This is a genomic window from Bacillus sp. CCNWLW194 (genome assembly GCF_037120585.1).
GTDB classification, from domain to species: domain Bacteria; phylum Bacillota; class Bacilli; order Bacillales; family Bacillaceae_G; genus Bacillus_A; species Bacillus_A basilensis.
This window is the reverse complement of the sequence record NZ_JBBBBL010000029.1, coordinates 1-26317: the sequence shown is the minus strand read 5'-3', so window position 1 is coordinate 26317 and position 26317 is coordinate 1. Positions and strand designations below refer to the sequence as shown.

20 protein-coding genes and 2 tRNA genes are annotated in these 26317 nt (G+C 30.6%); 14 read left to right on the top strand and 8 right to left on the bottom strand.

The window, feature by feature from the left end:
- The first annotated feature begins 63 nt into the window (after positions 1–63).
- The 11 genes from V7S50_RS32550 to V7S50_RS32495 all read left to right on the top strand — a co-directional run bounded on the left by V7S50_RS32550 (position 64) and on the right by V7S50_RS32495 (position 10126).
- Complete coding sequence (locus tag V7S50_RS32550) at positions 64–987, top strand: ABC transporter ATP-binding protein (protein ID WP_336376765.1); 924 nt, start codon at positions 64–66, stop codon at positions 985–987.
- The gene (locus V7S50_RS32545) at positions 984–1727 is read left to right on the top strand and encodes an ABC transporter permease (RefSeq protein WP_001258080.1); all 744 of its coding nucleotides are present in this window, start codon (positions 984–986) and stop codon (positions 1725–1727) included. The genes V7S50_RS32550 and V7S50_RS32545 overlap by 4 nt, the downstream gene beginning before the upstream one ends.
- A gap of 15 nt (positions 1728–1742) precedes the next feature.
- Positions 1743–2480, top strand: coding sequence for an ABC transporter permease (locus tag V7S50_RS32540; protein ID WP_242256609.1), 738 nt, complete (start codon positions 1743–1745; stop codon positions 2478–2480).
- A gap of 382 nt (positions 2481–2862) precedes the next feature.
- Positions 2863–5019, top strand: a complete 2157-nt coding sequence (locus tag V7S50_RS32535; RefSeq protein WP_242256611.1) for a peptidase domain-containing ABC transporter — start codon at positions 2863–2865, stop codon at positions 5017–5019.
- Between the two features lie 44 nt (positions 5020–5063).
- Complete coding sequence (locus V7S50_RS32530) at positions 5064–5261, top strand: hypothetical protein (protein WP_061402410.1); 198 nt, start codon at positions 5064–5066, stop codon at positions 5259–5261.
- A 212-nt stretch (positions 5262–5473) separates the two neighbouring features.
- A complete protein-coding gene (locus V7S50_RS32525; RefSeq protein WP_000489763.1) occupies positions 5474–5689 on the top strand; it encodes a hypothetical protein in 216 nt (71 codons plus the stop codon).
- 650 nt (positions 5690–6339) lie between these two features.
- Positions 6340–6410 (top strand) — tRNA-Cys (locus tag V7S50_RS32520).
- A gap of 30 nt (positions 6411–6440) precedes the next feature.
- Positions 6441–6512: transfer RNA gene (locus V7S50_RS32515), tRNA-Ala, on the top strand.
- Between the two features lie 465 nt (positions 6513–6977).
- Positions 6978–7532, top strand: coding sequence for a hypothetical protein (locus V7S50_RS32510; protein ID WP_242256613.1), 555 nt, complete (start codon positions 6978–6980; stop codon positions 7530–7532).
- 940 nt (positions 7533–8472) lie between these two features.
- Entirely contained in the window at positions 8473–9510 is a 1038-nt protein-coding gene (locus V7S50_RS32500; RefSeq protein WP_336376766.1) for a tyrosine-type recombinase/integrase, read from the top strand.
- 61 nt (positions 9511–9571) lie between these two features.
- Positions 9572–10126 carry a DUF3967 domain-containing protein gene (locus tag V7S50_RS32495; RefSeq protein WP_000187863.1) on the top strand — a complete coding sequence of 185 codons (555 nt, stop codon included), beginning with the start codon at positions 9572–9574 and terminating at the stop codon, positions 10124–10126.
- Positions 10127–10685: 559 nt separating this feature from the next.
- On the opposite strand, the gene V7S50_RS32490 is transcribed toward V7S50_RS32495, so the two are convergent.
- Both V7S50_RS32490 and V7S50_RS32485 read right to left on the bottom strand, forming a co-directional pair.
- Positions 10686–11351 carry a helix-turn-helix domain-containing protein gene (locus tag V7S50_RS32490; RefSeq protein ID WP_242256618.1) on the bottom strand — a complete coding sequence of 222 codons (666 nt, stop codon included), beginning with the start codon at positions 11349–11351 and terminating at the stop codon, positions 10686–10688.
- A 211-nt stretch (positions 11352–11562) separates the two neighbouring features.
- Entirely contained in the window at positions 11563–11736 is a 174-nt protein-coding gene (locus V7S50_RS32485; protein ID WP_242256620.1) for a hypothetical protein, read from the bottom strand.
- A gap of 120 nt (positions 11737–11856) precedes the next feature.
- Here V7S50_RS32485 and V7S50_RS32480 point away from each other — a divergent pair, with 120 nt between their 5' ends.
- Positions 11857–12471 (top strand): hypothetical protein, encoded by a 615-nt coding sequence (locus V7S50_RS32480; RefSeq protein WP_097889990.1) that lies wholly within the window; start codon positions 11857–11859, stop codon positions 12469–12471.
- 306 nt (positions 12472–12777) lie between these two features.
- On the opposite strand, the gene V7S50_RS32475 is transcribed toward V7S50_RS32480, so the two are convergent.
- The 3 genes from V7S50_RS32475 to V7S50_RS32465 form a co-directional block, all read right to left on the bottom strand.
- The gene (locus V7S50_RS32475; RefSeq protein ID WP_242256622.1) at positions 12778–13350 is read right to left on the bottom strand and encodes a tyrosine-type recombinase/integrase; all 573 of its coding nucleotides are present in this window, start codon (positions 13348–13350) and stop codon (positions 12778–12780) included.
- Positions 13351–13693: 343 nt separating this feature from the next.
- Entirely contained in the window at positions 13694–14068 is a 375-nt protein-coding gene (locus tag V7S50_RS32470) for a hypothetical protein (RefSeq protein WP_001140761.1), read from the bottom strand.
- A 1-nt stretch (position 14069) separates the two neighbouring features.
- Positions 14070–14891, bottom strand: coding sequence for a ParA family protein (locus tag V7S50_RS32465; protein ID WP_001018647.1), 822 nt, complete (start codon positions 14889–14891; stop codon positions 14070–14072).
- 903 nt (positions 14892–15794) lie between these two features.
- On the opposite strand from V7S50_RS32465, the gene V7S50_RS32460 reads away from it, so the two are divergent.
- Positions 15795–17273, top strand: coding sequence for a primase C-terminal domain-containing protein (locus V7S50_RS32460; protein ID WP_000361852.1), 1479 nt, complete (start codon positions 15795–15797; stop codon positions 17271–17273).
- Between the two features lie 524 nt (positions 17274–17797).
- Here V7S50_RS32460 and V7S50_RS32455 read toward each other — a convergent pair.
- The 3 genes from V7S50_RS32455 to V7S50_RS32445 form a co-directional block, all read right to left on the bottom strand.
- Positions 17798–19645, bottom strand: a complete 1848-nt coding sequence (locus tag V7S50_RS32455) for an ABC transporter permease (RefSeq protein ID WP_336376767.1) — start codon at positions 19643–19645, stop codon at positions 17798–17800.
- Positions 19646–19661: 16 nt separating this feature from the next.
- Positions 19662–20423, bottom strand: a complete 762-nt coding sequence (locus tag V7S50_RS32450; protein WP_242256625.1) for an ABC transporter ATP-binding protein — start codon at positions 20421–20423, stop codon at positions 19662–19664.
- Positions 20424–20998: 575 nt separating this feature from the next.
- On the bottom strand, positions 20999–24124 hold the full coding sequence (locus V7S50_RS32445; protein WP_242256627.1) for a type 2 lanthipeptide synthetase LanM family protein: 3126 nt from the start codon (positions 24122–24124) through the stop codon (positions 20999–21001).
- Positions 24125–24845: 721 nt separating this feature from the next.
- Here V7S50_RS32445 and V7S50_RS32440 point away from each other — a divergent pair.
- Positions 24846–26114, top strand: a complete 1269-nt coding sequence (locus V7S50_RS32440) for a helix-turn-helix domain-containing protein (RefSeq protein WP_242256629.1) — start codon at positions 24846–24848, stop codon at positions 26112–26114.
- The last annotated feature ends 203 nt before the right edge of the window (positions 26115–26317 follow it).

Below are 26317 nucleotides of genomic sequence, written 5' to 3'. Positions count from 1 at the left end.
TAAGTAAATATAAGAATGAAATTTAAACTTAATTTAAAATTCTAAATTCAGGTGGTTGATATTATGAACAATCAAGTTTTAAATATTAAAGGTTTGCATAAAAAGTATAAAGACAAACATGTTTTAAAAGGAATTGATTTAACTATTAAAAAGGGTGAAATATTTGGATTATTAGGTCCGAATGGAGCGGGTAAATCTACTTTTTTTAAAATCATACTAGGATTAATAGAAGCAGACGAGGGGACTGTAGAAGTATTAGGAAAGGATATCAAAAAAAATAGAATTGAAATCTTATCTAAAACAGGTTCATTAATTGAAGCTCCGACCTTTTATGATCATTTATCGGGGTACGAAAATTTATTAATTGCTTCTAAATTGAAGAATGTTAATGATAAAGAACATATAAAGGAACTTTTGAATTTATTTAAACTATATGAAGACCGAAACCGTGCCTTTAAAAAATATTCACTTGGTATGAAACAGCGTTTAGGATTAGCTGCTGCATTCATGAATAATCCTGAATTATTAATATTAGATGAGCCCACTAATGGATTAGATCCACAGGGAGTTTATGAAGTAAAAGAATTTATAAAAAAGGCACCAAGTATATTTAATTCTACTATAATTTTGTCAAGTCATATTCTAAGTGAAGTTGAACAAATGGCCGATCATATCGGAATTATTCATCAAGGAGAAATAAAATACCAAGGTTTATTATCTTCCTTACAAAATAAACAATCATTAAATATTGTTGAATTTACAGTTAATAATACAGCCCTTACTCAGAAATTACTTGAACAATCTAACTATATCTTCCATGTAAATAATAATATCTTTAGCGTTGAATATTATGATGATAAATCACTTAATGATATTCAACAATTACTAGTATCTAATCAGATTTTTATTCAATCTTTCCAAACTAAAAAGCAGAATTTAGAGGAAGCATATTTAGATATTGTTGGAAAAGGTGCTGTAAGTGTATGAGGAGTGTATTAGCTACTGAGTATATAAAATATAGAAAAAGTCATTTACTGTTTTTGATTATTTTAGGGCCTATTATACTTGGATTGGGTGAATTCATCGGATTAAATTATTATAGTAATTATCATGCTATTAAATTAGAAACGGTATTTGGCATAAATCTACAAATCTTAAAATACATCTTAAACTTTTTTATTGTGTTTATTATAGCGAGTGTAAACAATATTGAATATAAAAATTCTACGTGGGCCAGAACACTATCGTATCCAGTACAGAAATTAAATGTGTATCTAAGTAAGTTTGTGGTTGTTATGATTGCCTTTATTATTACAACCTTAATGCATATGCTTTGTACAGTATTATTAATTCCAGGTTTAGGTATCTCTTTGGATGCGGTTTCAATGCAGCAGGTATTTGTTTTTACGTTATATCCATTTCTTATTAGCGTTCCATTCTGTGCTTTGGCGTTCATTATATCCATTAACGTATCGAATCAATCAGTGATTGTAACGCTAGCCCTATGTTCGTATCTTTTCGGCGATATATTAAGTTCAACTAAGCTTTGGTGGTTCCCTATTTCATATCAAACTTTATATTCTCCAATTAATTATGTGAATAATCTAGAGGTTTTTAATACATTATGGGTGTACGATAAATGGTACATGCTAGCGGGAATTCCTATTACTGCTGTTATTTTAGGAATTGGATATATCATATTTATTAAAACCAATAATAAAAATTAAAAAAGGAGATTTCAAATGATAAATTTAATTTATTCCGACTGGATAAAAATAAGAAAGCATCCACAACAAATTACATTTTTCATCTTAGCACTTTGTCCGATTATATATTCAATGGTTATGTATACTAAATACGTTGTAGGAAAATATAATCATGGTTTGGATAATGAATGGATGGGCGTATGGATGTTAGTATCTTTTTTCTATGTTGGTTTTTTTCTCCCGGTCATTTCAGGGATGATAACAACTTTCTTCTGCCAGTTTGAAAGTAAAACTAATTGGAAAATAATGCATTTATCCCCGGTTACTAACTTTAAAATTGTTTTATCTAAATTTGTATCTAGTGTGTTATTATTTGCTGTAGTACACTTAATCGCTTTAATAAGTTTATATGTATCAGGAAGATATTTTGATTTTACAGATCCATTTCCTTTATTATTCATGGTTAAAGTATTTTTCACTTCTGTTGTTGCAACACTGCCTCTAATAACTGTGCAACTTTTATTATTCTTATTTATAAAAACATCTATCACTTTTACATTTCTTAATATAATTCTATCTTTAATTGGGGTATTTATTTTTTCAGAAGCAAAGTTGGGATTTTTATATATATGGTCTCTACCATTGCAGTCTATAGAATTAGTTGATCAAGGTATAGTGTCTATTGGTATATTATTAACATCAATAAGCGCATTTACCATTGTTATGATTTTAATTACAGTGCGTTATATAAAGACATTGAAAAAGACCGTGTAATATGAGAAGTGAATCTTGAGAAATCTTAACAGTACCTCATTTTAATAAATAGTAAAAAGAGCCCATCGGTTATGATGGACTCTTTTTACTATTTATACGCAGTTTATTTTTTAATCAAAACAGAACTCCCAGTCACTTAACGCCCTTACGAGATACTCTACATGTTCTATAGGTTCTTTGATACGATTTATGATAATGTATTTATTATTAAACTCCATATCTAGAAGGAATTTAACTCTAAATTTTTTTGTATTAGTAAAATAGGATCAAAAAAATAAGCATTAATTTGCTGTTTTTTTGATCCTATTTTACTAATTGTTATTAACATTAGGAAGCATTTATATTTTAAGTACAACAAATTATATAGAAAGGAGCCTAATTGATGTTTAAGAAAAAGGTACCATTTATAGAACAAGCCCAACAGACTGAATGTGGTTTTTGTTGTATAGCGATGATTACCGAATATCATAATAGTACCGTATCTTTTCATGATATGTATGAAAGGATTGGTAATGGTAGAGATGGAACGTCACTATTTCATTTAAAGCATCTAGCTGAGGGATTAGGATATGAAGCAAATTGTTTTAAAATTCAAGAATATGATGAGTTATATAAGGTCCCACTCCCTTGCATTATTTATTGGAAGGAAAAACATTATGTAGTACTAGAGGAAGTAGCTGAACATGGAGTAATAATTGTTGATCCCGCTGTGGGAAGAAATAAGGTGAAAAAGGAAGAGTTCGAAAGGGATTTTTCAAAATATGTTATGACATGCGTACCAGGTGAAAGGTTTGTTAAGAAGAAGCCTAAAAGTTTATGGTTACCATATATTAATATATTGAAAGAGAGACCATCCCTATTAATAAATTTAGTCCTACTGTCCTTTGTGTTACAATTATTCACTTTAGGTATACCCCTTCTAATACAATATTTAATAGATCATGTTATTTCACCTCAAAATTTTAATTTGTTAAATATCTTTTTAATATCAATAGTATTTGTGGTGGGATTCCAATTTCTATTCAATATAGTTAGAGGTAAGGTTGTAATTGTAATGGAGAATTTTTTAGATAAACAAATGATGAGTAAATTTATTAATCATTTACTTCATTTACCTTATCATTTTTTCCTCCTAAGAAAATTTGGAGATCTTCTATTTAGGGTAAATAGTCTAAGAATAATTCGAGATATGATTGGATCAAACCTTATTAAGGGTATATTAGATGTTGGTTTACTAATTGTAATATTTGTTTTCATGATAATTAAATCACCAATTTTAACGGTATCTGTTTTAGTGTTCACAGCACTTAACGCAGTTTTATTAATTGCTACACGCTCCAAAGTAAAAGAGGTTAGCCAAGAAGAAATTATGGCGAATAGTGAAGTTCAAAGTATTCAAACAGAGACTTTGTATGGAATATTCAATGTTAAAACAGCTGGAATCGAGGATAAAATATTTACTCGATGGAATAAAAATTTTAAAAAGTTGCTAAAAGCTTATAGAAAGAAGCAAAACCTTAATAATTATATTCAATCAGTAAGTGGTTCTATTGGGAGTTTAGCTCCTTTATTCACTCTGTGGCTTGGTGCATATTTGATTTTAAACAATCAGTTAACATTAGGAAATCTAGTAGCTTTTCATGCTATTTCCAATCAATTTTTTGGGCTAAGTCAGTCAATTGTCCAAATGTTTAATTCTTTCTTTGTAACTGGTACGTATTTAAGAAGGGTACAAGATGTATTAGATGCACCAAAAGAAGAACAAACTCCGGATATGAAAGAGATAACTAATCTTGAAGGTCGTATACGTTTTGAAGATGTAAGTTATCAATATACAAAATATAGTCCAATGTCTGTTGAAAATATTAATTTAGAAATTAAACCGGGCCAAAAAGTAGCGATTATTGGAGAATCTGGTGCTGGAAAGAGTACCATGTCCCGTCTACTATTGGGATTGCATAATCCGAGTGAGGGGAAAATATATTATGATGATGTGGATTTAAGTAATATCGAAAAATCATCATTGAGACGTCAAATTGGTGTAGTTCCTCAGGACGTTACACTATTTAATAAGACTATTTTTGAAAATATTGCAATTTACGATAAGGATATATCGATAGAAGAAGTTGTTGAAGCCGCTAAGGTAGCCCAAATACATGATGACATTATGAAGATGCCTATGCAGTATAATACGTTCATATCTGAGATGGGGTTCAATATTTCAGGAGGACAGCGACAACGTATTGCACTTGCGAGAGCTTTAGTTCATAAACCATCCATTTTAGTATTAGATGAAGCAACAAGTTCATTAGATCATCTGAATGAGAAGAAGGTAGATGATTATCTCAATGAAATAAAATGTACAAGAGTTGTAATTGCACATCGACTTACTACAGTAATGAATGCAGACTTAATAATTGTGATGGATAAAGGAACTATTATAGAATCAGGTACTCATAAGGAGTTAATGCTAAAAGCTGGTTATTACTCTTCCTTCTTCAAGGATATAGAACCGAATTACAAGTTACTAGCAAATTAAGCATATATATTCATGAATCTAATAAAAAAGAAAGAGGGATAGATATGAAAGTTCAAACAAAAAAAGACCGTAATTTAATCAGATATGCAAGTGGGGTAGTTACCCTTTTAATCTTGGCTTCCTTTATATATCAATGGAATAACGGGTTAAATATTGACATTCCTGAAAGATTAGGTCTAGGGATAGCTCTTGTTGCATTTGTTACTACCTTTATGCCTCAAAGAAAAAAAGATGCTAATTAATTTAAATCGCGCTTGAGATCTATTTCTCAAGTGCGGTTTCCTAAAAAATTATATAGAGGAATCATAAATAATCATTCATACCGATACAAACTATAAATTTAACATTTAAGCTTTAAAAATATAAAATGTAGCAATTTAAAAGAGAAATATCTTAAATATTTTCTACGTACTTAAATTCAAACTAAAAAATTATAAAAAAGGGTGGATATCAAATGTTTAGAAGAAAAAAATCAGATGAAATGCGAAAACAAAAATGGAATACTGGTGGGTTGATTAGTATAGTTGATGAAAATGAATTAAAACAGGTTGTAACTGGCGCGGGTTCAGACGATATCTATATCGAGACAGTTCCAGCTGCTATAGCTGCATTTTTACCAAATCAGATGAACACATATCCTGATCCAATGATCATGCCTAAATATAGATAACGAAGGACTCAAGATTAAAAAAGAGAACATATTAACACTAAAAGATTTATACTTGAATCTAGGTTGTCATAGGTATAGTTTATTACACTGATCTTATAGCATTTAAAGATAAGCTATTTGATAGAAAAGGTATTGGGTGTTATCAAGGTACAAAATTATTTTATTAGATATTCATTCTATATTTAGGATATATATCTGTTGACCTAAAAATAGGAATCTAAAGTCTTTAATTATGCTCAAAAAGAAAACTTTAATTTAGAGAATTAGTTTATTTACGATATTGAACTATCCCTATCTATAGGGGAAAGAGAATCCTGTAATATCGAATTTCCGTTCACTATTTTAGTAGGATCAACTCATGATGCATATAATAAAACACATATTTGTACGTTGAAGTCACATGCCTCTTCTCTTATTTGCCTAGGGGAGGCTACGAAATTTTAATAGGCACAGAAGACAAAATGTCGAAGGCTTCCTATAAATGATTGTTATATTTGAAAAATCAGTAATTTTATTTACTAAATTAAATAAACAATGCTATAATGTGGTGTGGAATCCATTTATTCAGAATTAATGGTTAATTGATATGATGTTTAACATTGTTTTAATTGTAAAACAAAGTGTTAATTCTCTTTTATAGAGAATTATATGGCGGCATAGCCAAGTGGTAAGGCCCAGGTCTGCAAAACCTGTATCATCGGTTCAAATCCGATTGTCGCCTTTTATTTTAGTATATCAATATTTTTCATATGGTGGCATGCCAATTAGGAATGGTACAAGGTTAGCATACCCTTTTATGTTGGTTCGAATCCAACTGTCACCTTATATCCCAATACCCTTTGGGAATGGTTACTTATGATATCTTTCAATAAATCATATTTATTTGAAATGATAGAGTAAAAAAGAAAACTTTTCTTTTTTACTCTTCAGTCGTTTATATATTATACCAATTGCTCGAACAACCACACTCCATTCTACTACACCTATAATTCCAACATGATTGATTTATTTCATGGAAAGACTCCAAAATAATAATTTTTGCAATGGTCATGAATAATGTATGTTATTAAGCATGGTTAATTTTATTATGTAAATTTATCCTATTAAAATTTTGAATCCTTACTAATGCAATTGAATAGGCTCCTATAGCATAAATGTATTAATCATAGTATGCGCAACAAAATAGTTGAACAAGAATTATGCTAAATTTCACAATTAATTTTCTTAATATTCAGATTTATTTTGTGTGGTTATTATATAAGTTAAATATTTTAAAGGAGATGATTTTATGAAGAGTAAAGGAGTATTAATATCCTTCCTGGTTTTAGTTACATTTTTAGGATTTTTGCCAATAGAGAAGGCAAGTGCATCCGTATCATCTAATTCAGTAAACGAAGTAGAAGATAGGATTGATACAAGTAAAAATTATTATATAGTTCCAGCAGATTTACCAACAAGAGGATTAGGTTCTCATCGGTCTTTTAATTTTTTGCCATCTTTAGTAGTGGCTCCTTCACTAGGAAATACAGTGGAAAAACCTAATGGAGCTCGTATGAAATTGGTTTTTTCTGAAGAAAAAAAGAAATACCATATTGGGATGCCTTATCCGATGCCTGGGATAGGACTTGTTGATCACTTTATAGAGGGTGGGGGTGGTTTATATATTAGTTTGGGTGAACAATACGCGGTTGATTGGATAATAACTCCTGTAGAAGGAGGATATACCCTGCAAGCAGAAGGAGGATACCTTAATTATAAAGATATCGAAGTAACAAATGGTCCTATTACAAGAGCTTACTTAGGTAAAGAAAAAGTTGTTTGGAAATTAGTACCTGTACTTTAAATTTTATATAAGATTTATAGGATATATTTAATGGGAAAATAAATTAGTTTACTAAATAAATTTTAACTATAGCAGGTGTAAAAAATAATAGATAAGTAAGCAACAGTACAAAGCATTTTAACTTGCGATATGTACTGTTTTTTTGATAGTGTTCCATACTCATTGATCTAAAACCTATTCAAGCGTAAAGATTATTAGCTTCAACCATTCTTATTAATGGTCAGGTCGTACTCGCGTTACAATCTGTGTTTTCGTAATTTGATGAAAATAATAGGAGAAAGAGGATTATCAATTACTCCCACAACAATTACGCGCCGCGTTTATTGCCCTAAATTTGTTAGTATACAAGTTAAACCGTTAATAATTTCATTTACCGTATAGATAGATGTAATACACAGGGATTAGATCCAAAAGAGGGAATCAGTCTCCACTTTAAAAGTCAACGAAAATCAATGGAATCTATACCTAACTTATGTTAAATTTAATGTAGATTTACTTTTCTTTTTTATTTCTTTTAAACATTCAAGAGCCGTTTCGCGGTTCAGATTCAGACACTAATATGGTGTTTATGACTCTGAGTCCGGAACGGCTCTTTTTATATATAATTATTTATTTTTAATGAGATCATGAAAATGAATGAATGTGTTTTTGGATTAAACAATATAAAAAAAGGAGTGAGGACCGTAAGGTACGAAGAAAGCACGGCTATAGCCGTGCCGTTGCGAAGACAAGTGGATTTGCTAAAGAAACGTGGATATAACAGTTGCTCTCCACGCTAAATATGGAGCGACAGGCGTAGGCTTAAATTGAAGTTTTACAGATACATATGGAGTAGCGGATTGACACCTTATGGTGTGCGGCGCATTTGCCGCGCACCATAAGGTGGATTATGCCCGTTTGAGCGTGAGCGAAAACGGGCCGACCGAAGGGCGGCGGGAATATGGGAAGACGGCGAGGATCTTCAAAAGTATCCCTTGTAAGGCAAATTGAAAATGCAGTAAAAGAAATTATTTGTATTGGGCAATCAAAATATGAAGCAAAAAAAGAAGGACAGCATACGAGAGGTTTATATTCTTTTAAACATATTCAAAATACAATATCAGTTTCAATTGATTTTGCACGTTTTTGTAGGGAACAGTATGGAATTACACGAATCGTTTATTTTAAAGAAGAACATTATTATGCTTATTTACAGTATAAAGAACAAGAAGGGGTGTCCCACGGACACTTAATGAATATTGAGACGTGCCTAAGGAAGTTACAAATAGCTATGCACAGACAGGCGGAGAAGCTTCAAAAGGACCCTGTGAGATTTTGTTCTGAAAAAAGGGTGTATAGCTATAACAACCAAAAAGATAAGAAAGCTCCTGAGAATCGCTCTATGAGCTTGAGAGACGCCAATAGATTAATAGAGAACATCCCCTCTGTCCATGTTCGGAATGCATTTCAATTACAGTTACATTTGGGACTTCGTGCGAGAGAAGTTATCAATCTGACTTTAGAACATTTTGATTTGAAGAGGGGTGTTTTAAAGATTAAGAATGGAAAAGGAATTACAAAAGGTGGACGGAGACGTGAAATTCAGATACCTGAAAGGTTGCAAGAAAAGATCTATGAAATGATTAAAGATAAAGAGTTACATGAAAAAGTCATTCCAGTTAAAGATAATACTTTGCGGGCCGCCCTATTAAAAGCTGGAATGGCAACTGGGATTCCTACGAATGGAACGCATATGTTCCGTCATACGTTTGCGAGGGAACGTTTTAAAGAATTATTAGGGGAATCCTATGAGCAAGGACAGAAAATATTGGCTTATATGCTAAAAAATCACGAGCGAGGAAAACGCACGGATTATGGGATTCGGCAAGAGTTTAAAACTACCTATCGCCAAGTACAAGACGCGATGAATATAGTTCATGAAGAATTAGGTCACGGAAAAGGAAGAGTAGATTTAGCTCAAGTTTATTTAAAGTGCTAAGATAGAGGAGTTATAACCGTTATAACGAATTTGAAATACTAAAAAGGAGGTTATGACTATTATGACTCCTATAATTTATGAAAATGTATCCCAAGTTGCTAAAAGATTGAAAGTATCGCCGTCTACGATTAAAAAATATTATTTATTAATTGAGAGCTATAACTGTTATGCTTTTAAAAGAGATGAACGAGAACGCGTTATTTTTGATGATTATGATATTGGATTATTACAAAGGTTAGTAGAATTAAAAAGTATGCCCCAAGTTACATTGGAAGATGCTTGTAAATTACTTTTAGAAGAGGAAGGGTTAACAGTTCAGAATATAAATATGACTGTTATAACACCTAAATCAGATGATTTAAAAGAATTATTGCAAGAATTAAAAGGTACAGTGGAGTTACAACAAAAACAATTACAGAGTCAAAATGAACAAATAGCTCAACTAACAAACTTATTGGAATCGCAACAAAAATTATTAACTCACTCCGATACTGTAGAGAAACAACAAGTTGCTGATCGTGATAAGGCTGTTATGACTGTTATGCGAGAGCTTCAAGAAGTAAAACAGATGGTTGCGGCAAGTAATGAAAAGAAATGGTATCAATTTTGGAAGTAATCTACTGATTCCTATGCGTTTATGCCGCGAAAGTCACTTGACTATGAGGGCAAGAGGCTCGTAGTCAAGTGAATCGTGGAATGAAAAGCATAGGACGGATGCCCCAGTAGTAAAGGGCAAAAACCAATGTCTTCGCCAAAATTCGTGGTTCTACTGTTAGAAAAAGGCGAATAAGAATATAGCATACATACAATAAGGGAATGCAGTATAGATCAGTCTACAAGCATTCCCTTGCTATAAAGATGTTAATAATATTTTAATGATGTTGCTACTATGTATGTCATATTGATTAAGAATAAAAAGATTAATATATCTAGTGTTAAAAAAACATATAATATTATTTTTATCTTTTTAGATATTTCATTTTTAATCATATATATAATGAATAGCATTGTAGTTGATTGGAATAGCATGGTGAAAAATAAAAATGTAATAGCAAATACCATATTCCCTGGTATAAATGGGGTATTCATTATAAGTAGAGAACTAATTATATTAAGAATAAGCGTAGTTAGTATAAAAATATATTTATAGATGTTTTTAATTTTGATCACCTACTTTAATTTTTTGTTTGATAATATAGTTGTTTATTTTTATGGTTATATATAAGTATTTTGTTATTATTTTCGTCTACAATGTAAACATCTTTTTCTTGCCAATCTATCCCGTGAGGTATATCTTTTTCAATTGAAAATAAAACATCTTTATTTCTAAAAGGAATTGAATTTCGATTAGCATGAATATTTATTTCATGCTCTTTTGTTTCGATGCTATAATCCCCTGAATAATTGGAGAAGAAAGGTGTTAATTTACTATAAATATATAGAATTTCTTTTTTATCGCTTTCTTGATAAAAGTGGGAATTAATAACCTTTAGATCTGATGTTTTTATGTCTTTTGGCATAAGTAAAAAGGCAATGAGACAATAAAATATAACAGCAATAGTAATTAAAGAATATATGTAGAGAGAAGCTATTAATAAATATCTTTTATAATTGCTTTGTTTTATTATCTGATTTTGCAAATTTGAATCCTCCTTTAATAAAGAATCAATAGAAACGTTAAATAGATTGCTTAAGGCTAATAAATTGTTTAGATCAGGAAGACTTTTTCCTAGCTCCCATTTAGATATAACTTGTCTTGAAATAAATAACTGGCTGGCTACATCTTCTTGTGTCATTTTATTTATTAATCTTAAATGTTTTATTTTTTTTCCAATGTCCATATATGTACCTCCTTCAACTACTTTAATTATTCTAATATTAAATAGTAAGAAACGCATCGTAGCATTATAAAAAAAGCATGCAATGATCTGTTGCAAGATGGATTTCGGACTAAAAATCCGTATTTATAATATTTAAATATATAAATAAAAAAGATAAGAAAAAGGATTTAGTAAAAACTAGATCTTTTTTCTTAGCTTTTTATTTAAAATATTATTTGTTTTTTTTCTGATCTTTACTCATTCGTGAAAAACCCCAGAATCCTAAAATTAAAATAAGGCCAATGACATCAATTAGAGCATTGATTTTCTCATCATTAACAATAAAGTTTGCAATAAAGGTAATGATAGAGATTAGTATGATTCCAGGTAAAATGTATTTATTCATGTGGAAAACCTCCTTAGTAAATTTAAATTAGGTATGGACTATATTTTAATATATGTTACCGTATTATTGAAGTATTCGCATAGATTTGAATAAATGTAAAATAAAGGGAGAGGTTTTTGTATGTCAAAAAGATTTTTAAGGTTAGGTATTCTTTTTTGTTCGTTTTTAATGTTTTCTACAATCTTTAGTTTTCCGGTAGCAAATGCAGAAGTTAAAACAACTAAGAATGAAACTAAACAGATAGAATCAGAAATTGAAGACTATGAAGCTTTATCTCCACTTTTAGAATTAGTAGAAAAAATGCCAGATGCTGTTGCGAATTCAGGAATTGATTCTGGGGTTGAATGGTTAAACGAAAATAAAGGATCTGAGTTTGCTGGATATACTTTTATAGCAGATGGTGATAATTTAACAGCTGTAGCGGATAATCTTAATGGATCACTTCGTGGTGTTAGTTGGGATTGTATTTCTAGTGCTGGAAAAGCGATTGCTGTAAATGCTCTTCCATGGGCAAAAATTTTAAAGGTTAAACAAGCGGCTAAGTTAATGGGTGGTATTAACTCTATGACTAAGACCATTGTAACAGCATATAAGCATCAACGTAATCTTGGTTATGGTAGAGGTAATGCTATTAAGAGAGCGGTAAGTGTATCTACTAGAGCTTTACCGGGTGAAACACAAAAAGCTGTTTTGGAGTTTTTTGAACTAGGTGATGTAATTAAAAATTGTTTTTAGAGTTGAAAAATTTAATGGATTAATCTATTGAATTAAAAAACCTTAGGTGTTTTAATAACCTAAGGTTTTTTGTATTTCTTAGAGAAACATCCTATTAATCTGGTCTTTTTATCTTTACATCGCTAAATTTGCAATGTAATATCCAAATTCATAGCCTATTTTTATAATTCCGGCACCTAATATTATGTAAAGGGAATATTTGATAAATTGGTTTTCATTTAGGAATTTATTTAGATTATTTATGATGAACACTCCTTTTAATATATTATATATTCAATATATTAAAATTAACCAAAATAAGAAAGGTTAGATTTGAAATGTATCAAGGATATTATCTTTTTCTTCTTTATTGATCCCTATATATTTAAGTGTAATTTGTGGTGTACTGTGATTTAAAATTTCTTGCAGCATAGCTACATCTTTAGTTTGTTTATAAAACCAATAACCGAAGGTTTTGCGCATAGTGTGTGTTCCGATAGATTCTACACTGGCAAAATCTCCGGCTTTTTGCAATTGTCGATACGCTTGGATCTTACTAATGGGTTGATTTCCTTTTCGGGAAGGGAATAACCATGTATTTTCTAGGGTTTGAGCATACGAATAGACTTCATCAAAAATAGAAGTAAGATTAATCATGCGTTCTTTCTTCGTTTTTCCTTCTTTGATCTTAAATTCTTTTCTCTTTTTTCGTTTTAATTTTATTATGGTTTGGGTTTCAAGTTGGAGTAGATCACTTACGCGTAGTCCGGTATGAATGCCAACAAGAAAAAGAATATAGTCTCGTTCGGAACAATGGCGTTTGAGAGCCCATTTCATATCTTCGATATGTTCTTTTGTTCGAATGGGTTGGACATCAATGAGATGTAGTTTTTTGTTCATGATTTTTGACCTCTTTGTTTATAGTGTTTTGAATGTATACTTTTGTTATGTATTTTGAGAATATCAGAGGAATTGGTGAGAAGTCAATGTGTAAGGGGAAACGAATGTAAACTAATATTTAAAAGTTTACATTTGAATCAAGTATGTATCCTTGTTTTTCTGTTCTTATTAATATTTAAAATAATGTAGGAATATCGTAAAAGAATTATAGCGGCAAGAGAGAAGAAAAAGCCATGATGGAAGTTCTGGTGGGTGTTACTAGATAAATTACGCATAAGTAGAAAAGTATTCATTTCTACTTTTCTACTTATAATAATAGGGATGTTTCTAATTTTCCATATTTTTATATCTCTGTTAAGAGCTTGAATTTCCTTTTCTGCTCAGGTGTTAGTTCGTTTTCTACATAACGATCTATAAGTAAATCTATGATTTCATAAGCGAATTTTGTGTTTGAAAGTTTCATTAATACTTCAAGTTCTTCTTTTGATTGATTAGAAATTTTAATACTGCCTTGCTGATTTTTAAATTTCTTTTTTGTTTCAGTTTTTTCGTTTCTTTTTGCTTTTCGAGTTACTTGTTTTTCTTCTGTCTTAGGTTGAGAAGGAGCAGTTGCTTCAACGTTATTGTCAATCGCAGCTTGTCCTTGCTTTGGTACATAAGGCTCAGTAGGCTCAAAGTTCCTTTTCTTTCTACCTAACAAACCAGGAGTTTTCGCCATATTACACACCAACCTTCATTTTTTCAAACATATCGATACGAGATAATAATTCATCACTAATCGTTTCGTATAATTCAATTACATTCATATCATGTCTATCTTTTTCAGTAATACCATTTACATCAAATCTTTTAATACGCTCCATTTGAGGAACGACATTTTTAAATAGGTTCTCTTCACCAAAGATTTCACGAGCGTTTTCCATAATGTATTCATCAACTTTACCATTATTTTTTAATAAGACAGGAAGAATACCAACTACTTCAATATCAAGATCATATTTTTCTTTCAACTTGATGAGTTCATTAACGTAGTTCTCTGCACCAGTAAGAGAACGTTCTTGTGTTTGTAAAGCAATTAGAACATAATCAGAAGCTACAACGGCGTTCTTCGTAACTTCTAGTGACATAGGAGGAACATCAATAAATATGTAGTCATATTTATGTTTTATCTTTTCAAGTAATCCTTTAAAGTAGTGATCTTCTTCTTTTTCAGAAGTGCAGGTCTTATAAAGAAACTTTGCGAAATCTTGAAAATCAACATAAGAAGGAATTAAATATAAATTCTCCATGATTTCCACTTCTAAACCATCTAAATTCCCTTCTTGTATCCCCTTCATTAATGTTTTTTCAACCGTTACAATTTCATCTGGATTAAGAATGGATTTCGTTAACATTAAAGACTTCGTTGCATTACTCTGCGGATCAAGGTCAACGAGTAACGTTCGCTTTCCTTTTTTCGCAACTTCATAAGAGTTTAATACAGCATTTGTGGTTTTACCAACGCCACCTTTGTAATTCCCAACTGTAATTGTAATAGCCATTTTTAACACTCCAGTAATATTTTTTAAAATTTCCCTATATCCCTTTATAGAAATAGGGAAAAATAGAAATAGGGAAATAGGGATATTTCTAATTATAGAAATAGGGATATTTCTATATTATTAAATGAATTATAACAATGATGTTCTGTATATGCAATAGAATGATAGAGTTAATAATTTATAACAAAAACGTTGATTTAAAAGGGGATTTTTAATTCGAGTCGGGTTTGAAAAGTAAGTGAGAGTGAAGATTTTCAAGGAGAGGTTTAAAGAGAAAAAAAACTAAAAAATAGGGAAATAGGGAAATAGGGAAAAATAGAAATATCCCTATAGGGAAATAGGGAAAAATAGAAATAGGGAAATAGGGATATTATTTAAATTACGCGTAATTTCACTGTTTACAAACAAAAAAACTTGCTGTAATGTAAGAATTAGCAAGTTTTTCAACAAAAAGTGATTTAATTTGATACTGTACATAAAGAGCTTATTAGATAAATAAATGGTAAAAAAATAAATAAAAAAATAAATAAAAAAAGAACGGCTGTCTAATTGAGATTTCTCAGGTCCCAATCTGACAGAAAAAGTAGAGTTACTGACAATAACTTTACTCCCCGGTGAATACACGTTGCTGTCAACAACTTGTATTCCATTTACACACTGCAAAACCAGTATGTAAAATTCTCCGTCCGTTCTAGTTAACTATGTTGTTAGAGATATAAAAATATCTGTATTTAGTATAGTTAATTAGAGCTAGATTGTAAAGGTAGAAATCCGTATTTAAGTTTGTTTGAATATGGAGAAAAGTCTGTCTTTTATCTACTTTCCAGAGAATTTTTGAGGTGAGCAGTGTTATAACTGCTCACCTTTTTTATTGTCAAAAATCTAGTGGAAAGGAGATTTAACATGGATAAAACGCAACAAGCAATTGAATTGATTTTACATGATGGGTTACGAAAATATAAATATAAAAACTCAAGAGCTAGCATATTCATGTTAGATTCTCAGGATTCTAGTATCAAAATGGATGACAGATTTGTATTTATTACACGTACAAAAGAAGATTTAACGAACTCATATGGTACAAAGGGAGTTGTATTGACTTCTCAAGAAACAGTACTGGACCATATTGGACAAGCTACACATTGGACTCCGAATATTTTTAGAGTGGGAACGTACATAGATAGAAACAGAAAAATCATTAAAGGGCATGAAGAACGAAATCTAAAACAAATTAATTGCTTTACTGTTGATATTGATACAAAAGATCTTACTCCAGGGGAAATCGTACTTGCAGCAATGGACAAGCAGTTAGGAATGCCTACAGTTATTGTTGAAAGTGTGAAGGGATACCAGGTTTATTTTGTGTTGGATAAACCATTATTTATTTCGAATAAGAACGATTTCCGGGGATTACGTAGTGCAAAAAGAATCAGTGAGAACATCAGAAAAGCTCTAAGCGATCTTTTACCTGGTGTTGATTTGACATGTAATGACTTCGGGTTCTTCCGTATGCCAAATGAAGAGAACATAGTATGGTTTGATGCAAACAGTACATGTAATTTATCTCATTTAATTGAATGGTCTAAAGATCAAGATATCGGCCATCGTAGAAGTTTATTTACGGTTATTTCAAATAAGCAAATTAAAACTACGCAAATTACTGAAGGATGGGTGCAAAAGGTATTAGCATGCACACATATCAGAGGTCAAAAAGGTGTATTTGGACGTGATAACGCTGTATTTACGCTCGCGTTAGCATGCTATTCTTCAAGAATGACTCAAGATGAGGCATATAATTTACTGGATGAATTTAATACAAGCCTAAAAAGCCCTTTGAAAAATTCAAGTATTCAAAAGGCTATTCGTAGTGCTTTTTCAGGTAAATATAAAGGCGCAAACAAAGAGTACATCAATCAAATTTTAGAAATTTGGTCAGATAGAAAGGTAACATTTTCAACTCTAGTACCATCACAGTATTGGTATAAACATAAGAAAGCACGCAAGGATCGTGTGCGTAGTCATTGGTATGAGTGGGAACAAGATATCATTGACTTCTTAAACGTGCAAAAAAATACCGAAAAAGGATTCGTATATTTTACTCAAAAAGAAATATGTGAAGTGATGCGAATTCCAAGAAGTACGTTAAATAATGTGCTAAAGAAATCAAAGCAAATATATCTCCATGTGATCGGTAAAGGTAGTCAACGACAAACTGGACTGTCTACTTTGTTGTTGCTTTTTAATAATGCTATTGGTCGTACAACAGAACAAAAAGAGTTGTACTTGGAGTTTATTCAATCAATCGTCCCTGGAGCTGCAGAGCGATTATATGATCTACTCCCAAGGGATAACAGTGATTCTATCACACTAAATACGGGCTAATTTGGTACTTTGTCCACTATGCCAATACATATTTCTATTATATTTTTTTCTCTTTTGGTTTTTCTGTATAAACTACAGTACGTGAAATTATTTGTTGGTCTTTTATTTTGTTTGGAGGCTGTTTAGATTTTATTTTTATGATCGATTGTTTGTTCTTTACAAGGTGTATTCTTATTGTTACTACAGTATGTTCTGTTTAAATTACTGGATTTTTTTATTAGATGCTTTTTTAGACATCGATAAAAAGAGTAGTGAGTGTTCTATTAAATTGTTTGTAATAGGGAAAAATTAGATGTTTTGAAATGCATGGTGAGGTGCGAGAGGATATTCGAAGTTCTGATGGTTATCTTTGTTATTTGTTAGAAATGTTTTTTAACATCGGTTTAAATAATAAAGAGGAAATTAATAAAGTTTTGTTGGGATTGATAGATTTATTATTTAGATGCAGTGTGCTGAAAAAAGTGGACTAAACAAAAGTAACTTCAAAATATACAATAAAAGTTGATTTTGAAGTTACTTTATGTTTAGTTTTCTTTCGGAAGAACAATGCCTTTATACAATTGAACTGTAATGAAGTAGTAAATTGAGTAAATGACTATGAAAATTATTATTGGAAGCCAAATAAGGAAATATGGATTGATTAGGATGAACGAAAAGATGTTCATACCAACTAATACGTGTGCAATCCCTACAATCGCTGGGAATAGGAATATTAAGAATAATTCTTTATAAATTGACTTTGTTAATAATTCACGGCGCACACCGATTTTACGAAGCATTTGATAACGCGTAATATCGTTTGATGCACCAGATAGAATTTTAAACATTAAACAGCTTGCCATCATTGCTAAGAAAGCAATTCCTAAGAAGAAGCCCATAAATACTGTCCCGCTCGAAATGCCATAAAAACCAGTATATATCGCGTATTTACTTGGTATATCATCAATTTTTAGATTTTTATATTTGGTTAACTGTAACTCGTCAATTTTTTCCCATTCTTTTGTGTATGTTAAGAAATTATCTGTTTTTCCAATGAATACAGTACCTTCTGTATCTTTTAAGCTATCATATATTTTTTGATCGACAATTTTAATTGTTTGATCGGGATGCACATAAGAGGGCTCCAGCGTTCCGAAGACATCTTTCCACTCTGCTGAAATTAAATTATCGTTATTTTTCGAAATCTCTCCTGTTGGTAGTTTTTCAGAAGCTCTTTTTTTCACTTTAGCAGGATCTTTTACTCCTTCTTTAATATATTTAACATCTTTTACGAAAGGACGGTGTTTCTCTAAATCTTCTTTTACATAATAAACGTATTTATCATCTGTTTTATAGCGATATTCGCTTTTCTCTTTAAATGTAATACCATTTAAGATTTTCTTTTCTTCAGTCGTTGGATTATGAATCGTAACATCATAAATCGCAAGAGTATCTACATTCATCATAACGTTATTTTTAAATGCCATACCACCTGAGATTGCCCCCGCTCCAAGCGCAACTAACATTGTTACTGTCGCTAGTACTTTTGTTAAGCTGTTAATACGGAAGTTTAACTGTGCAAATGTAAAAGCATTAAGTCCTTTTTCATTACGTTTTTTATTACTTTTCATCTTTTTAATAATAAGAGGTAAGAACGTTCCAAATAACATGTAAGTTCCAGATGTTACAGTAATTAAAGCAATAAAAATCCCAGCTAGTTTTAACTTATCCATGTAAATCATAGAAGCATAGCCAATTGCTAATAAAATAATCCCCAATACTGCAAAGATAACAGTCTTCGCACCTTTTACAGAAACATTATCTGTTTTTGAATCTGCATGTACAAGTTGTAGAACTGTAATACGTGATAGTTTAATACTATTCATAATTGCTGATAATACAAATAGCACAAAGAAGAAAACACAAGTAACAATCATGGAAGAAACATAAAACGCTTCATAACCACCTGAAGTAAAATCCAGTTGTTGCATAAGTAGTTTACCAATTACTTGTGCAAGCCCTACACCTACTGCAATCCCGATTACAAGGGAGGCCGCACCTAAAACAATTGTTTCGATGAACATAAGGAATGTAACCTTAGATTTTTTTGCCCCTAACATCATATACATACCTAATTCTTTTTGACGAAGCGATAATAAGAATGAGTTTGCATATAGAATATAAAAGAAGGTAATAATTGCTAATAAGATTGAACCAGATTGGAATACTATTCCAATTTCACTAATAATAGAGTTTGCCTTAAGAAAGGCTTCGTTTAACGCTAATGTTTGGAACATATAAAAAATTGAAATGGACATGACAAGACCAACAAGTAAGACGATATAGTCCTTTAGCTTACTTTTTAGTCCTGACATAGAAAGTTTAAATAACATGCCTGAACCTTCTTTCTTATGCTTTTTGTGTACCTAAGTCTGCAAGTACATCTAAAATCTCTTTATAAAACACTTCACGTGCACCAGTGCGGTGAATTTCTTTGTATAACACTCCGTCTTGAATGAATAAAATACGCTGACAGTAACTTGCACTATATGGATCATGTGTAACCATCATGATTGATACGTCTTGTTCTTCATTTAAGTTTGTCATCGCATCTAAAAGACTTGTGGCATTTTTAGAATCAAGCGCTCCTGTTGGCTCGTCTCCTAAAATGATAGCTGGTTCATGCACAAGCGCACGCGCTGCTGCTGAACGTTGCTTCTGTCCACCAGATACTTCAGATGGATATTTTTGAAGTATAGCTGAAATTCCTAACATATCCGCTACTTTCTCTACTTTCGGTCCAATCTTACGTGATGGAACACCTTGAAGTGAAAGCGGAAGTGCAATGTTTTCATAAATAGATAAGTTCTCTAATAAGTTAAAGTCTTGGAAAATGAACCCTAATTTTTGCGAACGGAAATCAGAAAGTTCACCCTGTTTCATCTTTGTAATATCCGCACCGGCAATTTCAACAACACCGCCTGTTGCTTTATCTAATGTTGAAATTACATTTAGTAACGTTGTTTTCCCTGAACCAGATGGTCCCATAATTCCAACAAATTCCCCCTCTTGAATCGAGAACGACACACCTTTTAATGCGTGTGATTGGTTTTCCCCTTTTTTCCCGTATACTTTTTGAACGTCTTTAACGACTACAACTGGTTTTTTCATATATATCCCCCTACACTCTCTTTTTTCCTATTCTATATTTTTATTAACCTTATATCCGCCTAACATCTTTGTAAGGTAAATGAAACGGCTCGATATGTTATTTTAAAGTATCTCAAAAGACGATATTAAAGATATGTAATTTTTCCAACACTCGCATTTGAATCTGGATTTAAAAATGTTGTAGATACACTTCTTACCGTTACACTAACTGGTATCCTAACTTCCAATATCAATAATAATATTTCTATGACATTTCAAGCAGGTGACTGTATTTCATTAAAAGTAACTACAGGAAGCTCTAATGCTACAACAGATAATGTAGTACAAGTTGATATTTTTTAATGTTCTATGGTATCTAAATAAGCGAGAAATTGTAAGCTATATAAAACAGTAAAATAAATATCCGATCCCTTAGCGTACAAGGAACCGGATATTTTGTGTCTAAATTGTATCCGAATGTACAATTTTCTTTCTTTGATATGGTGACTCCTATTAGTTTAACTTTTGGCTATAAAAGCGGTTTAATTGTTATATTTTCAGTTACATAATCACGAGTGATAGAAATATCTTTAAACTTACGGTAAATCTAAACTTAACACGGAAGGAATATCAGGGTTATTTAAACGTAATAATTCAAAGCCTATACCCGAAGTTCCGATCATGAATCCTAAGATATTTACATCGCCGTGTTGATCTAAATTCCACTGTTCATTCTCTTCTTTTTGTTTTAATACATGTTTACCGATTTCTCTTGAGATTTCTATATACTCATTATTTTTTGTAACTTGAGCATAAGTTAAAAGAAAATCAAGATTTCCAAAGTCACCATGGCATAAGGTATTACTAGTACCAAATCCTTTAGTCATGAGTACATTAATACATTTTTGTAAATCACCGCTAATATTAGTATTTGCAATAATTTGAGACATCATTAATCTACTTATGCCTATTCCACCGGCCCCATGACACCAAAATGCTGGCGCGTCAAAGCTTTCATTTTCTCTTAAATCTAACCAATTATCTTGATTATCATTTACTTTGCTATTTTCATAATCTAATATTTCTAATATATCCTTTTGTAAGTGATTCTGATCCATTTTATAAGCATATTCTAGTAATGGCCAAGCGTATCCAGAAGCACCATGTGCTAATCCAGTGAGCAAGGTATTATTCTTTATTTGGTCAGAAGCCTGATTTAATAATTTTTGGGATATTAAATCGCAAATAGGTTTTAATTCAGTAAAATTAAACTTTTCATATAGTCGGACTAATACAAGAAGGGAACCACTTAATCCACCTACAAAATCATATGTGGTCTCATTTTCAATTAATAGCGAATCAATTTTATTGATATATTCTCTAGATTGATTAATGAGTTTTTGATCGCCCCAAATTTTTCCTAAATAAGCGTATACGTATGAAAGGGAGCTATACCCTGAAAATGCTGAAGTCGATTGTAATTTTGTATGAGCTAACTTATTTTCAATATAATTCAATCCAGCAACAGCATATTTCTTATATTTTTCATCATTAGTTTCTTTTGCTAGTACTCCAAGGAATAGTACTATTCCTAAGCTACCGTTATATAAATCAATACTTATAGGGGATAATTTAAATTGTTCATTATTATCTAAGTTAAGCCCAAACCACAATGCATCTTTGAAATTATCACCTACAATAGCACGATTCACTATTTCATCGCCTATTTTTTTTGCTTCATTCAGAAATTGATCTTTTTGATATTCTTTGGTATCTAAAAGACTCTTTTCAACCTCTTTATATCCGTACGGAGTGTATTCTTTTTGCTCGTTTGTAGCAATCGCGCCAAGAGATTGCTTTATAAATTCTACTTGTTGATCATGATCTAGGTCACTTAATTTATTTAGCTTTTCTTTTATTTCATCTATCGAAGTTTTTTCGAAAAAGTCTTTAATTTCGATTTTATCTGAACTAAATAAACTTGTTGAACCAACTTTGAAGGTAAAGTAAGGTATATCAGTTCTTAAAAGGTCTTGTATTTCATACTTTGCAATTCGGCTGAATTTCGGTTGATGGTTAATACCATGCCATAGATAATAAAATAAGCCTTCTCTATCAATTCCATTTTTTAAGTAATTAGGATGAATACTTGCCGATACAAATCTTGCATACGCCTCAGTCGCTCTGAAAACTTGTCTTGCAAAGGTATTTTTAAACGAGTATAAAGGCCCATTATCTAATGTGAATTCTTTCTTATTATTTAATATTAATTTATACATATCCGTGAACCCATTAATAATTTCTTCAATATAATCACTAGCATTTGTTTTCTTTTGTTTAATTCGTGGGGTATTATTGAATTCTTTTAATTTAACTTTTTGTTTAACCATTTTAATCTGATCACTATATACATTATCCAATGCATTTACTGCAGAAGGCTCTACTTCTAGTTCACCACTTATTCCTAAACCGCTTAGATCATAATCAATAAGAGGATCATCACTGAATTTTACAGGCAGCATTAACGATTGAAAAACAGAATCTTTAATATTTAATGATAATTTTAAAAAAGCACTTTTATTATCTGTTAGTTCATTATTAAATTCAATTGAATTACTAAATAGTGTTTCTAGATCTATAAATATAGGATACTCACCATCAGCAATAATATTTTCATGGTGGAAATCTGTAGAATTTAGTATATAAAATAAAGCTATATATCCACCTTGTCTATAATAGAAGTTTTCAACTTCCTGCGAGGTATTACACTCACTTCCTGAAATAAACTCCTGATATCCATATTCATCTCGACTTAATACTGTTAAGTTTTTTAATGGTTTTTTAAATCCTTTTTTATTAATCCAAATTAATAGTTCATTAAATAGTTCATCTGTTTTTAACGAGCGAGGTTTATATACTAATTTCCTTTTATTATTAAAGTTTAGCATAGCTACAGTTCTTCCATTTTGGTGAGTGTCACCCGCGCCCAAGTCAATTGAGGTTAAAGTGTTGAAATCTCCACCAAAAATTTCAACTAGTTGATCTCGATCTTCCGCATAATGATAGACTATCTCAAACATTGCATCTACAGTACTATGCACAGTTTCTACCATTAGTCTTACCATTACAGGATAAGAGTTAAATAGGTTCTGGATATACTCTTTATCTTGAAGAAATTCATTAATAAAGCTAGCATATCTTTCCTTTTCAGTCTCACCACTTAGTAAATCACCAGTTCTCGCCATATTAATCTCTGTTATTAATACTTTTAATCCAATTTGGCCAATTCTATCAGCTACAGTTAATAGAATACTTTTTGTAATGTTTTCTATATTGATAGAGAATATTTTTTCTTCATGAACCCCTTTAAATTTATTTGATATTACTTCCAAACTATAGTTAAAGAATGGAACATAAAATGCGAAAAATGGAATGTTTTCAAATCCCTCTAAGTATTCGATATCTTTATTGTAATATGTATTATCATTTATTAATGTGTTGACAATAGCGATCCATTCTAAAGAAGTATTTAACTCAGGATTCTCTTTGTTTGATAAAACAGTTTTGAAATATTCTAACTCTATATTGTTTTCCTGAATTAGAGTATCAATAATTGATTCATTTAATCCTGTCTTACTTAACCATTTCTGATATCGCTCTTCATCAAATGTATTTTCTTTATTTTCTCTTTCTAATAAATATGTGCCATGTTGTAACGTCATATAGCATTCTCCTTCAACGTATTTTTATAACATGTTTCAGCAATAAAACAAATATCCATTAAAATTTATACCAATGTACTAATATAAATAAACGAGTAAACTGAAGTGATAGATTCTTTAAGAGTTTATAAATATAACGTTGCTTATCGTATTTATAAAATTTTTTTCTAACATCAGAATAACTCTCTTTTAACTAATCGAATTTCTATATCTATAATGTACGTGTTAATTTATGTTAATAACAATTAGTAAAATTTGATAAAAAAAATTGCGGATTTTTAATAGTTTTTTCTGTAGTGTTTTACATGTTTGAGTATTTGAGAAAATTTTTACAACATATAAAGTCTTGTAAGTGCTTATCGTTTTTTGACACAGGGCTTTTATCTCAAAAATTTGAAGGTATAAAAGATGCATTTTTTTAAGCATGATTATTATTAAATTGGTATAATATAGAAATGTAAGAGGGGGAAAAGGAAAGCCAATAGTATAAAATAATCGTTAAACATTTCAGTTGCATTAAAACAAGTATTGATAAATAAAGTAATTAGTTACAGCTGTATTGTATTAATCTTGTTTTTCATATTTGGATTGATATGTATAGGGGAATATACAATATTATTTCCCTGTTTAAAATCAAATAATGTATCTATTGTGGTAATTCATACATATAATATTACTCAAAAATAATTCAATTAAGTTATTAGAAGAAGGGATTGGAAATATGAATATTGGTGAACGTATTCGACAAATCCGTATACATAAAGAATTTACGCAAGGGGAATTAGTATCAGGAATATGCTCTATAACGTATTTAAGCAGAATTGAAAATGGACAAATCAAACCTTCAGCTTCCTTTTTAGAAAAGGTCGCTGAAAAGTTAGATGTTGATTACAATTTTCTTGTAGATGCAGATTATGAGGATATAGAACCTATGCTTCTTGAAATATGTAATAAGTATAAAAATGATAAAATTATAAGTGAAAAAGACCTATCTTCTTTAGAACTGTATGTTCGTGATATAGACTCTATTCTTTTATTATTAAAGGCTTATGGTGTTTTAATATACTATCATTCCCGAAATAATAACTTATTATATGTAGAAGCAATTGTAAATCAGGCTGTGCAAGTTATTCCAAATCAAATAGACCCCCAGTATACTGAAGATTATATATATTATTTAATGGCTCGAGGTTATTATTTTTATAATAAACAAGATTATATGGCTGCACATGAAATCTACGTGAAGATAGAGAGTTTACTTGATTTAGAAGAAACTACTCAACACGCCAGTGTATATTATAATCTGTGTCTTGTAAATAAAGCGCTGTATAAAGATAAAAGCATTAGTCGTTTGTATGCGCAGAAAGCTTACAAAATATTTTTGAGATTTAATATAAAGAATAAAGTAATAGATACTTTGTTAATGCTCGCAATACTGTATGATTTAGATGGATTATATGACAGGGCTCTTGAATGCTTACAGCAAGCAGAATATGAATTAGAAAATAATGACAATTCTGTATATGCTCCTATCATCTCATACAATTATGGTAAAATTTACCAAGATTTGAAAGACTATACAAGTGCTATTAAGTACTATGAAGAATGTTTGCAATTAAGTGAGTTTCTCGAACAAGAACATCAAAAGGTATACGCATTACGAAGTTTAATAGAGATTTATATAGAATTTAAAGATTGGAAAACTGTTAATGAATTTATGGATGAAGCGTTTGAGGTATTATCAATTTCTGATGTACCTTACGCTAATGTTCAACTATATGGATTGAAGGGGAAGATATCTAAATTAAGAGGAGATGATTATGGATATGAAAAACATATGCAAAAAGCAATTGAAATGGGTTTAGAAAAGAAACAATATCCTTTAGTAAGTGAACTGGCTCATGAATTAGGAGACTATTTCTTTGATAATCGTGCTTATAAAATGTCGGCAAAATATCTAAAAATATCAATTGAAAATTCGACGAATTAAAACAAACTAAAAATACATAGATAGAGGGAGATTAATCAAGGATCTTGGTAATGATATCCACAACATCCCCTCTATGTAATTCTAAAGTAATATTAGATATTGGATTAATGTAATTTACCATAAGGTAAATTACAAATAAAATTGGTTAAATAGGTAACTTATTTTTATAAAAAAAGTGAATTATAAATCGGAAATTTTTACTA